We start from the raw sequence: 13,677 nt of genomic DNA, 5'->3' as shown, positions 1-13,677 counted from the left end.
GATATGCGGACTCGCTTTTTTGTGGCAGATGGATGTCCTGCCTGAACAATAACCAGAAAGTGCTGTAAGTGAGAGAACAATGTCGAATAAACCCTATTATTATCAAGAGCCTTTTCCGCTGAAAAAGGACGAAACAGAATATTATTTACTCAGCAGCGATTACGTTTCTGTCGTTGATTTCGATGGTCATGATGTCCTCAAAGTCGATCCTCAGGCGCTGACTCTTCTGGCGCAACACGCCTTCCACGATGCTTCTTTCCTCCTGCGTCCTGCACATCAGCAGCAGGTTGCCGATATTCTCAGTGACCCGGATGCCAGCGAAAACGACAAGTACGTCGCGCTGCAATTCCTGCGTAACTCCGAGATTGCCGCCAAGGGGATTTTGCCCACTTGCCAGGATACCGGCACGGCGATCATCATGGGCAAAAAGGGACAACGCGTGTGGACGGGCGGGGGCGATGAAGCGGCATTAGCACGCGGCGTCTACAACACCTTCGCCGAAGACAACCTGCGTTATTCGCAAAACGCGGCGCTGGATATGTATAAGGAGGTTAACACTGGTAGCAACCTGCCGGCACAGATCGATTTGTACAGCGTCGATGGTGATGAGTACAAATTCCTCTGCATCGCCAAGGGGGGCGGTTCCGCCAACAAAACCTATCTCTATCAGGAAACCAAAGCGCTGATCACTCCGGCGAAACTGAAAGGTTATCTGGTGGAGAAAATGCGCACCCTGGGCACCGCGGCCTGCCCGCCGTACCACATTGCGTTTGTGATTGGCGGTACCAGCGCCGAGGCGACGCTCAAAACGGTCAAGCTGGCTTCGACCAAGTATTACGACGGTTTGCCAACTGAAGGCAACGAGCACGGTCAGGCATTCCGCGATGTACAACTGGAAAACGAACTGCTGATTGAAGCCCAGCTGCTCGGCCTTGGCGCACAGTTTGGCGGCAAATATTTTGCCCATGATATTCGCGTGATCCGTCTGCCGCGTCACGGGGCGTCCTGTCCGGTGGGAATGGGCGTCTCCTGTTCGGCAGACCGCAATATCAAAGCGAAAATCAACCGCGAAGGCATCTGGCTGGAAAAACTGGAACAGAATCCTGGCAAATACATTCCGCAATCGCTGCGCCAGGCCGGCGAGGGCGAGGCGGTGAAGGTCAACCTGAACCGTCCGATGGAGGAGATCCTCGGACAGCTCAAACAGTATCCGGTCTCTACGCGCCTGTCGCTGAGTGGGACAATCATCGTGGCGCGCGATATTGCCCATGCGAAGCTCAAAGAACAGATGGATGAAGGCAAACCGCTGCCGCAGTATGTGAAAGATCACCCGATCTACTATGCGGGCCCGGCGAAGACGCCAGAGGGATATGCCTCGGGTTCACTTGGCCCGACCACCGCCGGGCGTATGGATTCGTACGTCGATCAACTGCAGTCGCAGGGTGGCAGTATGATCATGCTGGCGAAGGGGAACCGTAGCCAGCAGGTGACTGATGCCTGCCACAAACACGGTGGGTTCTATCTGGGCAGTATCGGTGGGCCGGCGGCAATTCTGGCGCAGAACAGCATCAAGAGCCTCGAATGTGTGGCCTATCCGGAACTGGGGATGGAAGCCATCTGGAAAATCGAGGTTGAAGATTTCCCGGCCTTTATCCTCGTGGATGACAAAGGCAATGACTTCTTCCAGCAAATCCAGTCGGGTCAGTGCGCCCGCTGTGTAAAATAAGATCTGCCGCCCTTCGGGGCGGTTTTTTTTGCGCCCGTTTTAGCGCACGAAGCAATAAACGTCGTCATAACAAGCATCAATACTTAAGCTTTGTTTGCAGGTGAGCAATGTCGGTACTCAACATCACTTCGTAACAGGGAGAAAGTAATGACAATGCATCGCAGTGAGAAAGATTCGATGGGCGCGATTGACGTCCCGGCAGATAAGCTGTGGGGGGCGCAAACCCAACGGTCGCTTGAGCATTTCCGTATCTCGACGGAAAAAATGCCGGTCTCGCTTATCTACGCACTGGCGTTGACCAAACGGGCGGCGGCAAAGGTCAATCAGGATTTAGGGCTGCTGGCCGCGGAAAAAGCTAAGGCCATTATCGACGCGACCGATGAGGTGCTCGCCGGGAAACACCCGGATGAATTCCCGCTGGCTATCTGGCAAACCGGCTCGGGTACCCAGAGCAACATGAACATGAACGAGGTGCTGGCAAACCGTGCCAGTGAGCTGCTGGGCGGCGAACGCGGTATGGGGCGTAAAGTGCACCCGAACGACGACGTCAACAAGAGCCAAAGCTCGAATGACGTTTTCCCGACGGCGATGCACGTGGCGGCGGTGATTGCGTTGCGTGAACATCTCATTCCTGAGTTGCATGTGCTGAAAAAGACGCTGCATGAGAAAGCTGTCGCCTTCGCCGATATCGTCAAAATTGGCCGTACCCACTTACAGGATGCCACGCCGTTAACCCTCGGCCAGGAGAGTTCCGGCTGGGTGGCGATGCTGGAGCATAACCTCAAACATATCGAATTGAGCCTGCCGCATCTGGGCGAACTGGCGCTGGGCGGTACGGCGGTGGGGACCGGGCTGAATACCCATCCGGAATATGCCAAACGAGTGGCCGATGAGCTGGCCTCCTTTACTCGCCAGCCGTTTATTACCGCGCCGAACAAGTTTGAGGCGCTGGCCACCTGCGATGCCCTGGTTCATGCCCACGGAGCATTAAAAGGGCTGGCGGCATCACTGATGAAAATCGCCAACGATGTGCGCTGGCTGTCGTCCGGTCCGCGCTGCGGGATTGGTGAAATCTCCATACCGGAAAATGAGCCGGGAAGCTCCATCATGCCGGGTAAAGTTAACCCGACCCAGTGCGAAGCAATGACCATGCTCTGCTGCCAGGTGCTGGGCAATGACGTGGCGGTTAACGTCGGTGGCGCGTCCGGTAACTTTGAGCTGAACGTTTTCCGCCCGATGGTTATCCATAATTTCCTGCAGTCGGTACGTCTGCTGGCGGACGGCATGGAGAGCTTTAACGAGCACTGTGCGGTGGGTATCGAACCAAACCGTGAGCGTATCGATCAGTTGCTCAACGAGTCTCTGATGCTGGTGACCGCCCTGAACACCCATATCGGCTATGACAAAGCGGCAGAAATCGCCAAGAAAGCCCATAAAGAGGGGCTGACGCTCAAGGCCTCGGCGCTAGCGCTCGGCTACCTGACGGAAGCCGAGTTTGACAGCTGGGTACGTCCGGAATCGATGGTCGGCAGCATGAAGCCGGCTTAATCGGCAAGATACAGGTGCAGCCGGGGAATGATTAACGTTAACGGCTGCGCCTGGGGTTTAAAGCGGTGCTGGACATTGTCCTCCTGGTAATTCAACAGCTCGCCGATGTCCGGCACTTTCCCACCGTGTTCTTCACTCACCAGCGCAATGATCGGCGTCGGGCAGGCGTACTGCACCTGCTTTTGCGAACCGCTATACCAGACTCGGGCAATTGGCTGCACCTTCACCGGACGCTTAATTTTCAGGCGCCCCTGCTGCGGAAGGGAGGCAATGGCAGCGTACTCCTGCTCAAGACGCTCCAGCCACTGTTCGCGGGTCCACGGGGCGACAGCGCGCGGCGCTTTACGGCTTTTATCGAGCAATGTCAGCACCTCATCGCGGGTGAAATTCTTGATGATGTGCTTATTCGCCCAGCCAAAACGCAACGTGGCCGGATCGCGGATAGCGGTTAACGTGCGGTAGGCATTGAGGGTAATCAGGCCGGGTAAGTGGCGATGCACCCACTCGAAACGGGCCGCTGAAGCCAGCCCGGAATCGACGGTCACAATACGCTCGAAGGTCATTTTCAGCGCATTGACGGTGTTAATCGTCTGCTCAAGTCTGGCGCGGGTTGCGACATCCACCTGATAGCAAATCACCCCTGGCAGGCGAACGGCGGCTTTACTGCTGCGATTTTCCGACTGCTGCTGGATAAACAGATGGCTGTAGTGGCGCAGGGCGGAGTCGGCGGCGCGCTTGCCTACCTGCTGCTTGACCTGGATGGTTGGCAGGGGATCGTGCTCCGCGCCTTTGACCACATCCGGCAGGGTGAAGACGCGACCCGCCAGTAAACGACAATCTGCGAGCTGTGCGTTTAAGGCGGCCAGTTCATGTTCAAGCTGGCGAAAGGTGGTGTTCAGGCGTTCAATCAGGTCGTAGGTTGCCATCATGCCATTCCATTAGTTACAACATACTCTTGTTGTAGCATAACTGCCCACACCTGAACACTGTGCGCGTCACGCTTTTCAGGAGAGGGCGGTGTCGTGCCACACCGGCCAGTGGAAACAGAAACGGGCACCGCCCGCGTCGCTCTCTTCGCATTTCACTTCACCGCTCATGGCCTGGGCGATGGAATGCACGATAGCAAGCCCCAGTCCACAGCCGCCCGTGGCGCGATCCCGGCTGGGGTCGAGGCGGACAAAGGGCTCAAACACCCGACTACGCTCTTCCGGGGCAATCCCTGGGCCGTCGTCTTCCACAATCAGACTGGCCTGTGAACCTTCGAGCTGCAATGTCACTTTCACCGTACTCTGGCAGTAGCGCAGGGCGTTATTGACCAGATTATCCAGTACACGCTCCATCAGGCGCATATCCAGCGAGCCATAGTCACCGGGCTGATTCGTCAGTTGCAACCGGTGGTCCGGGTTGATGTTACGGGCATCGAGCATATAACCGTCCAGCCAGGCGTTGAGGTCGGGCGTGGTCAGTTTCAGTTCGGTTTGCGGGCGGTCGAGGCGCGCATAGGTCAGCAGTTCCTGAATCAGTCCTTCGAGTTGCCCGATATCGCGGTTCAGCGCGCTACGTTCGCCATCGCTCAGGTTGTCGCTCATCTCCAGGCGGTAACGCAGCCTGACCAACGGCGTGCGCAGCTCGTGGGCCACGCCGTCAATCAACATCTTCTTACTGGCGATCAATGCATTGATGTTATCCGCCATCTGGTTAAAGGCGATCCCCAGCCGTTCGAAGCTGGAAGTGCTGTCAAAATGAATGCGTTCTTCCAGATGGCCTTCACCGAAGCGCTGGGCGGCGGACTCCAGTCGCAGCATCTCCTGCCAGTGGGGGCGCATCCAGATAAACACCGGGAAGGCCAGCGAGATAGCAATAAATGCCATCAGTGCCATATCGAGCAGGCGCATTTCATGCAGGTAGAAAAGATAGGGAACCGGGCCGACCGCCAGCACATAGTGGCTGCGCGGAATACGCTGGATAAAGGTGTATTGCGAATCCAGCGCGACAATATCGCCTTCCTGTAAACGCTGCTGCGCGGGGGATTCCAGCGTGAACTTGCTCATTGGCTCCACGCGCATATTAAACGACAGATTCAGGTCCAGCTCTTTGAGGGTTTTGTTCCACTGGTGCGGGGGGATCTCACGCAGTTCGCTGCGCATCAGGTACAGCGAGCTTTTCATCAGGTCATCCAGCGACTGTCGGCCTGCGCGCTCGGCGGTGAATTTATAGACCAGCCCAACCAGCATGGTCATCACCAGAAAGCAGACAAACAGCAGCAGATAAAACTGGACGAAAAGCTTTTTCATTGCGACACCTGCGAAGAGGAGCGGACTCAGTTATCCCAGGCGTGTGGGGCGAAAAGATAGCCTTTGTTGCGCACGGTTTTAATACGGAAAGGCTCGGTAGCGTTATCGAGCAATTTTTTACGCAGGCGTGAAATTGCCACGTCGACGCTGCGATCCATCCCGTCATAGGTCACGCCGCGCAGGTTTTTCAGCAACGCGTCGCGGTCCATAATCTGCCCGGCGTGGGTCGCCAGCTCCCACAGCAGATCGAAATCGGCGGTAGACAAAACGATATGCTCGCCTGCCAGCAGCACCTGGCGGTTTACCGGGTCGATGCTCAGCGTGCCAAACTGCAGCGTCTTGTGCTGTTTCAAAGAGGATGGCGCAGATTCTTGCTGCGTCGCACCGGCCTGCTGGCGTAAATGCAGTCGCAGGCGTGCCAGTAACACCGCAGGCGGAGTGGTTTTAAGAATGTAGTCATTGGCACCCATCTCCAGCGACAGAATGTGGTTCATATCGCTATCCAGAGAGGTGAGCAGGACGATAGGGCCGGTCCACTGTTTGCGTAAATCGCGGCACAGGGTCATCCCATCTTTGCCGGGGAGCATGATATCCAGCAGAATCAGATCTGGTTTTTCACGGGTGATGACTTCTTCTGCCCGATCACCGCGCGGTTCAACTATCACATCCATATCGTGTTTGCCCAGATATGCCGCAATAAGCGCGCCCACTTCCGGGTCGTCTTCCACAAAAACGATTTTATTCATATGTCATCGTGATGAGTCAAAAAGATCAAAATACACTGCCTTTATTGATCCTGCCATTAATCTTTTCTAAACAAGGCCGCTTCCGCTATGCTGTAGGTCTTTGTTGTCATTATGTGAAAGGGAAAGTGATGGCCCTGGTGATAAAAGCCGCAATTGGCGCGCTGGTGGTGGTATTAATTGGACTGCTGTCAAAAACAAAAAATTACTATATTGCCGGGTTAATTCCGTTATTTCCGACATTCGCCTTAATTGCCCACTATATTGTGGCGACCGAGCGGGGTGTTGAAGCGCTGCGGACCACCATCGTTTTCGGGATGTGGTCGATTATTCCTTATTTCATCTACCTGCTGTCGCTGTGGTATTTCACCGGATTTATGCGGGTGGGATATGCGCTGGGCGCCGGGGTTATCTGCTGGTGCCTCAGCGCGTGGCTGTTAATTTTTCTCTGGAGCCGCTTCCACTAACGCAGCGGACGGCCGCCGTCGACGCCAAACGTACGCCCGGTGACATAACAACTGGTCAGCAGATAATCGACCAGATCGATTATCTCTTTCTCGCCTGGCGCAATTTTCATCAGCGATTTATTGAGCGCCTGCTGACGGTATTCCGCATCATCGTCGTCATTAAACAAAATCAGCGCCGGGGCAATGGCGTTGACTTTCACTTCCGGTGCCAGCTTTTTGGCAAACGAACGGGTCATATTATCCAGCGCCGCTTTACTGGCGGCATAGGCAATATGTTTGTCGCTCCCGCACTCAACGACATAATCGGTGAAGTGGATAATATCGCCAGCGGCATGTCCGAAGCCACGTAGCAATCTTTCCAGTGCATGGTTGAGCAAATAGGGAGCATGGACGTGGATCTGCAGCATCCGCGACAGCACATCTGGCAGCGCGAGGCCAGGTTTTTCGCCTGCCCAGTCGCCCGCATTGTGGATAATCGCGCGCAGGCCCTGGGTATTCTCTTTCACGACATCGGCGAAGGCTAAGACTCCGTCGTCGCTGCTGAAATCCGCCTGGATGCATAAGGCCCCAGCGGCGGTTAACTGTTCAATCGCCGGATAGCGCGTCCGGTAACTCACGATAATCGGCTGCTGCTGGCTGAGAAAATGGTGGGCGAGGGCGAGGCCGATGCGGCGGCCTCCTCCGGTAATCAATATCGGGCGTGTCTTCGTGTTTCCCATCGAATACGTTCTCCTTCTCAATGGGGCGTGTGCGCTTACCCCATTAGCATCCACGTGGCGGGAACAGCGGCGATCAGTAGCAGACCAATCAGCACTCTTTCCCGGCGTTTAAGCAGGTTGGCAATCTCATGCGTGCGGCGCGCGTAGATAAAGACCAGCAGCCCTGGCGCATACAGCACAACCGACAACAGCAAATGCATCGGACCGGATGCATACAGTAACCATAAGCCATAGACGCTGGCGCCGATAGCGACGGCCCGGTGCAACGGGCGGCGGGAGATTTTCAGTAAAAATGCCCCGACAAGGAAATAAGGAACCAGAATCATCTCGGACGCAATGGTCAGCAGCGTATTGTAATCAGAACCTGTGAGCCAGATCAGCACCAGCGAAACCTGTACGCTGATATTGGTTAACCACAGCGATGCCGACGGTGCGTTATTCTTGTTCTGGCGGGCAAAAATACGCGGAAACGCTTTATGGGTGGCGGCGAGCAGCGGCACTTCTGCCGCCATGATCGTCCAGCTCAGATAAGCACCGCAGACCGAGACAATCAGCCCAGCGGCGATCACCACATCACCCCAGGAACCCATCAGCCTGACCATCAACCCGGCCATTGACGGATTGCGCATGGCCGCCAGTTCCGGGCGAGGAATCACCCCCAGCGACAGCAGCGTGACCAGCAAGTAGACGCCAAGCGCGGCCAGTACCGCCAGCAGGGTAGCACGGCCCACATCGCGCTTGTTGCGCGCACGGGCGGAAACGACGACAGCGCCTTCCACCCCAATAAACACCCACAGGGTGATGAGCATGGTGTTTTTGACCTGCTCCCATACCGGTACACCCAGGACGATACCGGAGAAATCCAGGCGGAAGGTATCGTAATGGAAGGCCATCGCTGCCAGCACAATAAACAGGCCGAGCGGGACCAGTTTGGCCAGCGTTGCCACGATGTTAATGCTGGCCGCGGTCTGCACGCCACGCAGTACCAATGCATGAACAAACCACAGCAGCAGGGAGGCGCCGACAATCGACTGCCAGGTATTGCCGTCGCCGAAGAAGCGCAGTTCTGGCGTATCGGTAAAAAAACTCAGTGCGGAGAAGACAATCACCAGATAAGAGACGTTGGCGATAACGGCGCACAGCCAGTAGCCCCAGGCGGAACAGAAGCCGATAAGCTCGCCAAAACCTTCACGGGCGTAGGTAAAAATACCGCCGTCCAGGTCCGGGCGGATACGCGTCAGTATAAGCATGGCGAAGGCGAGCAGTAATATTCCCGCGCCGGTAATCGCCCAACCAATCAGTAATGCGGCCGGGCTGGCGACTTCCGCCATATTTTGTGGAAGGCTGAAAACGCCTGCGCCGAGCATTGAGCTTAAAACCAGCGCAGTTAAAGCGCTCAGGCCAAGTTTCTTTTCCATGGGTATCCTGTTATGAACGGGTTCAATCCAGAATAATTATTTTGCTTATGCGAATAAAAATGGTGGATATCACTGAGGCGCGGGATTTTACGGAGAGTCGTTATGGCATACAATGCGAGATGGCATAATTTCGCGAAAAAAATAAAAAAGGCGGCCGCAGCCGCCTTTAACGTGGAAGAGTACTTATTTGTACAAATCAGCGCTGATGGTGATGTTGCTACCATTTTCCTGCCACTGGCGGGTGATGTGGTAGTACTTGGCACCTTTCGCCGCGGCGCGTTTAGCAACCTGATAAGAGATCTCAGTCATGTTGCCGTAGTTGCCGGTGAACTTGACGCTGTCGAACGGAACCATCTGTGCAGCCGTGATTTTATTCACTTCTTCGATTTTCGTTCCGTCAGGCAGAGTGACCGTGTAGCGGTTAGCGGTAGAGGCTTGTGTTTCGAAGAACCGGCCAACATCAGCACTTGGTGCTGCGGTGGTGGCAACGCCCGGGATTTCAACTTTCTTGGCTTCTTCACCGCCTTTCGCTAATGCCGCACGACCTGCTTCGGAATCGCGTGGAATCGCATCCGGGCTCTGCAGTACGCGTTTTTTCGCATCAGCTTTATAGATAAACGCGGTAATCAGCTGGTTGCCGCCTTCGTTGGCATCCACCTGACGCACGATATAGAAAGAGGCCGCCCCTTTCGCTTTCGCGGCTTTGGTGATGGCGTCATTCACTTCCGGCTGGGAGCGGTAGAAACCTTGTACCGTCACGGTATCAAACGGTTCCAGCTCAATCGCCTGTGTTTTTGGCAGCTCAGTGACACCATTAATGACGCGTAGTTTTGGCGCATCGGCTTTCGGTGCATCAGCTTTATACAGGTCTGCGGTGACACGCTGGTTGCCGCTGTCACCGTAATCGGAGGCATCTACAACATAAAACGAGGCCGCGCCTTCTTTATCAGCACGGTTTGAAGCGGCTTTGACGGCGTCGCCAATAGAGTTATAGCGACCGGTGATGACAACGCGATCGTAGGGCTTCAATGCTGACGCTTGCTCCGGCGTTAACTCTGTCGCTGCGTTTACTGACAGGGCCGTAACGGACAAAAGTGCTGACGCCAGGAGGGTGTACTTAAGCTTCATAAAAATGATCCTTCGCCTTGCGCAAACCAGATACTGGTGTTGTTGTTGACTTAAAAACGTCGCTGATTATTGCATTTAATCAATGCGACTGTCTGCGTCATTTTTCACTGAGAGTGCTACGCGCCAGACGTTTTACGATAACCTTTGGTGATATGTTGAAAAAACAGGCTGTTGACCAGCAAAAGTCATAAAGTATATGAGTTTTTAAAGTTAATACATTGTTAAAATGGCGATACGCAGTGGAGATTAATCGTGTTTTGCCGCTTCGCTTGAGCGGAATATCGGCTTGTTTAAATGAATTAAAGGGAAATAACCCTGCCAGCTCCGCTGCCTGCCCGGTTTTCACTGATAAAAACAGAATTTCTGTTTTCTGGCGCTAGATCACAGGCGTTATTTTCAGTAGGTTATAGAAAGTTTGTTACTGTTTTATTTTCCGGGACGCTGTCTGTTTATTTATCTCTGGCAGGCGACGCGACGCCCGGGCATCACTGACAAACCATCATCTAAAATCGATGGAAGGGAAAACTATGCGTATTGGTGTACCAAAAGAACGGTTGGCCAATGAGACCCGCGTTGCGGCGACGCCGAAAACGGTAGAGCAACTGCTTAAATTGGGTTTCACCGTCGCGATTGAAAGCGACGCGGGCAAACTGGCAAGCTTCGATGACAACGCGTTTACCCAGGCTGGCGCAACCGTGGTGGACGAAGATAACGTCTGGCACTCTGACGTTATCCTTAAGGTGAATGCACCTACGGATGACGAAATTGCCCTGCTTAATCCGGGTACGACGTTAGTCAGCTTTATCTGGCCTGCGCAGAATGCGCCGCTGATGGAGAAACTGGCTGCCCGTAATATTACCGTCATGGCGATGGACTCTGTGCCGCGTATTTCTCGCGCCCAGGCGCTGGATGCATTGAGCTCAATGGCGAACATCGCGGGCTACCGTGCAATCGTGGAAGCGGCCCATGAATTTGGTCGTTTCTTTACCGGTCAGATCACCGCGGCAGGCAAAGTCCCGCCGGCGAAGGTAATGGTTATCGGCGCAGGGGTTGCGGGTCTGGCGGCTATCGGTGCAGCGAACAGCCTCGGGGCGATTGTCCGCGCGTTCGATACCCGTCCGGAAGTGAAGGAACAGGTCCAGAGTATGGGCGCTGAATTCCTCGAGCTGGATTTCAAAGAAGAAGCGGGTAGCGGCGACGGCTACGCGAAAGTGATGTCCGAAGCGTTCATCAAAGCGGAAATGGAACTCTTCGCCGCACAGGCGAAAGACGTTGATATCATCGTCACCACCGCGTTGATTCCGGGTAAACCGGCACCGAAACTGATCACCCGCGAAATGGTGGATTCCATGAAATCCGGCAGCGTGGTGGTGGATCTGGCGGCGCAAAACGGCGGTAACTGTGAATACACCGTGGCGAACGAAGTCGTCACCACGCCGAATGGCGTTAAAATCATTGGTTACACCGATCTGCCTGGCCGTCTGGCGGCGCAGTCTTCCCAGCTTTACGGTACCAACCTGGTCAACCTGCTGAAACTGCTGTGCAAAGAGAAAGACGGCAATGTGGCGGTTGATTTCGACGATGTGGTCGTGCGCGGCGTAACCGTGATTCGCGATGGCGAAGTGACCTGGCCGGCTCCGCCGATTCAGGTTTCCGCACAGCCGCAGGCCGCGGCAAAAGCGGCGCCGGTGGCGAAAGAAGAGGCTAAACCGACCTCGCCATGGCTGAAATACGGCATCATGGCGCTGGTGATTATTCTCTTCGGCTGGCTGGCTGATGTTGCACCAAAAGAGTTCCTGGGCCACTTCACTGTCTTCGCACTGGCCTGCGTCGTGGGTTACTACGTAGTGTGGAACGTCTCTCACGCCCTGCATACCCCGCTGATGTCGGTCACGAACGCCATCTCCGGCATTATCGTCGTTGGCGCACTCTTACAAATCGGCCATGGTGGCTGGGTCAGCCTGTTAAGCTTTATCGCCGTACTGATTGCCAGCATCAATATTTTTGGTGGTTTCACCGTCACTCAGCGCATGCTGAAAATGTTCCGGAAGAACTAAGGGGTAGCAAATGTCTGGAGGATTAGTTACAGCTGCATACATTGTTGCCGCGATCCTGTTTATTTTCAGTCTGGCGGGGCTATCGAAACACGAAACGTCCCAGCAGGGTAACCGTTTCGGCGTTGCCGGGATGGCGATTGCGTTGATTGCCACGATTTTCGGGCCGGACACCGGTAATGTTGCGTGGATTCTGGTGGCGATGGTAATCGGTGGTGCTATCGGTATTCGCCTGGCGCGCAAAGTTGAAATGACCGAAATGCCGGAGCTGGTGGCAGTGCTGCACAGCTTCGTCGGTTTGGCAGCGGTGCTGGTTGGCTTTAACAGCTACCTGTACCACGAACCGGGCATGGAACCGATTCTGGTGAATATTCACCTGACCGAAGTGTTCCTGGGCATCTTCATCGGTGCGGTCACCTTCACGGGTTCGATCGTGGCGTTCGGCAAGCTGTGCGGCAAGATCTCCTCAAAACCGCTGATGCTGCCAAACCGTCACAAACTGAACCTGGCGGCGCTGGTGGTTTCTTTCGTGCTGCTGGTTATCTTTGTTCGTACCGAGAGCGTAGGCCTGCAGGCTCTGGCGCTGCTGGTGATGACCGCGATTGCGCTGGTGTTTGGCTGGCATCTGGTGGCTTCCATCGGCGGTGCTGACATGCCGGTTGTGGTCTCCATGCTGAACTCCTACTCCGGTTGGGCGGCCGCGGCGGCAGGCTTTATGCTGAGCAACGACCTGCTGATCGTCACCGGTGCGCTGGTGGGGTCTTCCGGTGCGATCCTCTCTTACATCATGTGTAAGGCGATGAACCGCTCCTTTATCAGTGTTATCGCTGGTGGCTTCGGCACCGATGGCTCCTCTACGGGTGGCGATGAAGAAGTGGGCGAGCACCGCGAAATCAACGCCGAAGAGACAGCTGAGATGCTGAAAAACTCCCACTCTGTGATCATCACCCCGGGCTACGGCATGGCGGTGGCGCAGGCGCAGTACCCGGTGGCAGAAATTACTGAGAAACTGCGTGCGCGCGGCGTGAAAGTGCGCTTCGGCATCCACCCGGTTGCGGGTCGTTTGCCGGGCCATATGAACGTACTGCTGGCGGAAGCGAAAGTCCCGTATGACATCGTGCTGGAAATGGACGAAATCAACGATGACTTCGCCGACACTGACACCGTACTGGTTATTGGTGCGAACGACACCGTTAACCCGGCGGCGCAGGACGATCCGAAGAGCCCTATCGCAGGTATGCCAGTTCTGGAAGTGTGGAAAGCGCAGAACGTTATCGTGTTCAAACGCTCCATGAACACCGGCTATGCTGGCGTACAGAATCCGCTGTTCTTTAAAGAGAACACCCAGATGCTGTTTGGCGATGCCAAAGCCAGCGTGGATGCGATTCTGAAAGCACTCTAATGTGCTGAGCAATGAGAAAGCCGCCTCTTTCAGGCGGCTTTTTTTGTGCACAGAAAACCCCCAGCTAGGCTGGGGGTTCCGGAAAGCTTTCAGCTTTAAGTCAGTTATCAAAACCCCTTTTGATTTGTTAAAACATCTTGCGGTCTGGCAACTGCAAAAGTTCAACAAGAAATCAAAA

General features: G+C 55.0%; 11 protein-coding genes. 5 read left to right on the top strand and 6 right to left on the bottom strand.

Features of this window, described 5'->3' with window-relative positions; all coding sequences use genetic code 11:
* Nucleotides 1-79 precede the first annotated feature (79 nt).
* Nucleotides 80-1,726 (top strand): class I fumarate hydratase FumA, encoded by a 1,647-nt coding sequence (fumA, locus tag ACSZPU_RS07670; RefSeq protein WP_498997183.1) that lies wholly within the window; start codon nucleotides 80-82, stop codon nucleotides 1,724-1,726.
* Nucleotides 1,727-1,873: 147 nt separating this feature from the next.
* Complete coding sequence (gene fumC, locus ACSZPU_RS07665; protein WP_498997181.1) at nucleotides 1,874-3,274, top strand: class II fumarate hydratase; 1,401 nt, start codon at nucleotides 1,874-1,876, stop codon at nucleotides 3,272-3,274.
* Here the strand turns inward: fumC and tus are convergent.
* From tus to rstA, 3 genes are all read right to left on the bottom strand, one after another.
* Nucleotides 3,271-4,200 (bottom strand): DNA replication terminus site-binding protein, encoded by a 930-nt coding sequence (gene tus / locus ACSZPU_RS07660; RefSeq protein WP_498997223.1) that lies wholly within the window; start codon nucleotides 4,198-4,200, stop codon nucleotides 3,271-3,273. The genes fumC and tus overlap by 4 nt on opposite strands.
* A gap of 78 nt (nucleotides 4,201-4,278) precedes the next feature.
* A complete protein-coding gene (gene rstB, locus ACSZPU_RS07655; protein ID WP_498997179.1) occupies nucleotides 4,279-5,568 on the bottom strand; it encodes a two-component system sensor histidine kinase RstB in 1,290 nt (429 codons plus the stop codon).
* A gap of 26 nt (nucleotides 5,569-5,594) precedes the next feature.
* Nucleotides 5,595-6,314, bottom strand: a complete 720-nt coding sequence (gene rstA, locus ACSZPU_RS07650) for a two-component system response regulator RstA (protein ID WP_498997176.1) — start codon at nucleotides 6,312-6,314, stop codon at nucleotides 5,595-5,597.
* Between the two features lie 128 nt (nucleotides 6,315-6,442).
* Here rstA and ACSZPU_RS07645 point away from each other — a divergent pair, with 128 nt between their 5' ends.
* On the top strand, nucleotides 6,443-6,778 hold the full coding sequence (locus ACSZPU_RS07645) for a GlpM family protein (protein ID WP_498997173.1): 336 nt from the start codon (nucleotides 6,443-6,445) through the stop codon (nucleotides 6,776-6,778).
* Here ACSZPU_RS07645 and folM read toward each other — a convergent pair.
* From folM to ydgH, 3 genes are all read right to left on the bottom strand, one after another.
* Entirely contained in the window at nucleotides 6,775-7,497 is a 723-nt protein-coding gene (folM, locus tag ACSZPU_RS07640; RefSeq protein ID WP_498997171.1) for a dihydromonapterin reductase, read from the bottom strand. The genes ACSZPU_RS07645 and folM overlap by 4 nt on opposite strands.
* A gap of 35 nt (nucleotides 7,498-7,532) precedes the next feature.
* The gene (locus tag ACSZPU_RS07635; protein ID WP_498997168.1) at nucleotides 7,533-8,915 is read right to left on the bottom strand and encodes an amino acid permease; all 1,383 of its coding nucleotides are present in this window, start codon (nucleotides 8,913-8,915) and stop codon (nucleotides 7,533-7,535) included.
* A gap of 183 nt (nucleotides 8,916-9,098) precedes the next feature.
* The gene (gene ydgH / locus ACSZPU_RS07630) at nucleotides 9,099-10,043 is read right to left on the bottom strand and encodes a DUF1471 family protein YdgH (RefSeq protein WP_498997165.1); all 945 of its coding nucleotides are present in this window, start codon (nucleotides 10,041-10,043) and stop codon (nucleotides 9,099-9,101) included.
* A 527-nt stretch (nucleotides 10,044-10,570) separates the two neighbouring features.
* Here ydgH and pntA point away from each other — a divergent pair.
* Nucleotides 10,571-12,100 carry a Re/Si-specific NAD(P)(+) transhydrogenase subunit alpha gene (gene pntA / locus ACSZPU_RS07625; RefSeq protein ID WP_498997163.1) on the top strand — a complete coding sequence of 510 codons (1,530 nt, stop codon included), beginning with the start codon at nucleotides 10,571-10,573 and terminating at the stop codon, nucleotides 12,098-12,100.
* A gap of 10 nt (nucleotides 12,101-12,110) precedes the next feature.
* The gene (gene pntB, locus ACSZPU_RS07620; RefSeq protein WP_498997161.1) at nucleotides 12,111-13,499 is read left to right on the top strand and encodes a Re/Si-specific NAD(P)(+) transhydrogenase subunit beta; all 1,389 of its coding nucleotides are present in this window, start codon (nucleotides 12,111-12,113) and stop codon (nucleotides 13,497-13,499) included.
* The last annotated feature ends 178 nt before the right edge of the window (nucleotides 13,500-13,677 follow it).

Origin of the sequence: Phytobacter sp. V69 (assembly GCF_965644215.1) — a bacterium.
Taxonomy (GTDB): domain Bacteria; phylum Pseudomonadota; class Gammaproteobacteria; order Enterobacterales; family Enterobacteriaceae; genus Phytobacter.
The sequence above is the reverse complement of the archived record's forward strand: the minus strand, read 5'-3'. Positions and strand labels throughout refer to the sequence as shown.

Bases quoted from the DNA above. Each gene is read 5' to 3' on its own strand.
- fumA (WP_498997183.1), top strand. From the start codon at position 80: ATGTCGAATAAACCCTATTATTATCAAGAGCCTTTTCCGCTGAAAAAG.
- fumC (WP_498997181.1), top strand. From the start codon at position 1,874: ATGACAATGCATCGCAGTGAGAAAGATTCGATGGGCGCGATTGACGTC.
- tus (WP_498997223.1), bottom strand. From the start codon at position 4,200: ATGGCAACCTACGACCTGATTGAACGCCTGAACACCACCTTTCGCCAG.
- rstB (WP_498997179.1), bottom strand. From the start codon at position 5,568: ATGAAAAAGCTTTTCGTCCAGTTTTATCTGCTGCTGTTTGTCTGCTTT.
- rstA (WP_498997176.1), bottom strand. From the start codon at position 6,314: ATGAATAAAATCGTTTTTGTGGAAGACGACCCGGAAGTGGGCGCGCTT.
- ACSZPU_RS07645 (WP_498997173.1), top strand. From the start codon at position 6,443: ATGGCCCTGGTGATAAAAGCCGCAATTGGCGCGCTGGTGGTGGTATTA.
- folM (WP_498997171.1), bottom strand. From the start codon at position 7,497: ATGGGAAACACGAAGACACGCCCGATATTGATTACCGGAGGAGGCCGC.
- ACSZPU_RS07635 (WP_498997168.1), bottom strand. From the start codon at position 8,915: ATGGAAAAGAAACTTGGCCTGAGCGCTTTAACTGCGCTGGTTTTAAGC.
- ydgH (WP_498997165.1), bottom strand. From the start codon at position 10,043: ATGAAGCTTAAGTACACCCTCCTGGCGTCAGCACTTTTGTCCGTTACG.
- pntA (WP_498997163.1), top strand. From the start codon at position 10,571: ATGCGTATTGGTGTACCAAAAGAACGGTTGGCCAATGAGACCCGCGTT.
- pntB (WP_498997161.1), top strand. From the start codon at position 12,111: ATGTCTGGAGGATTAGTTACAGCTGCATACATTGTTGCCGCGATCCTG.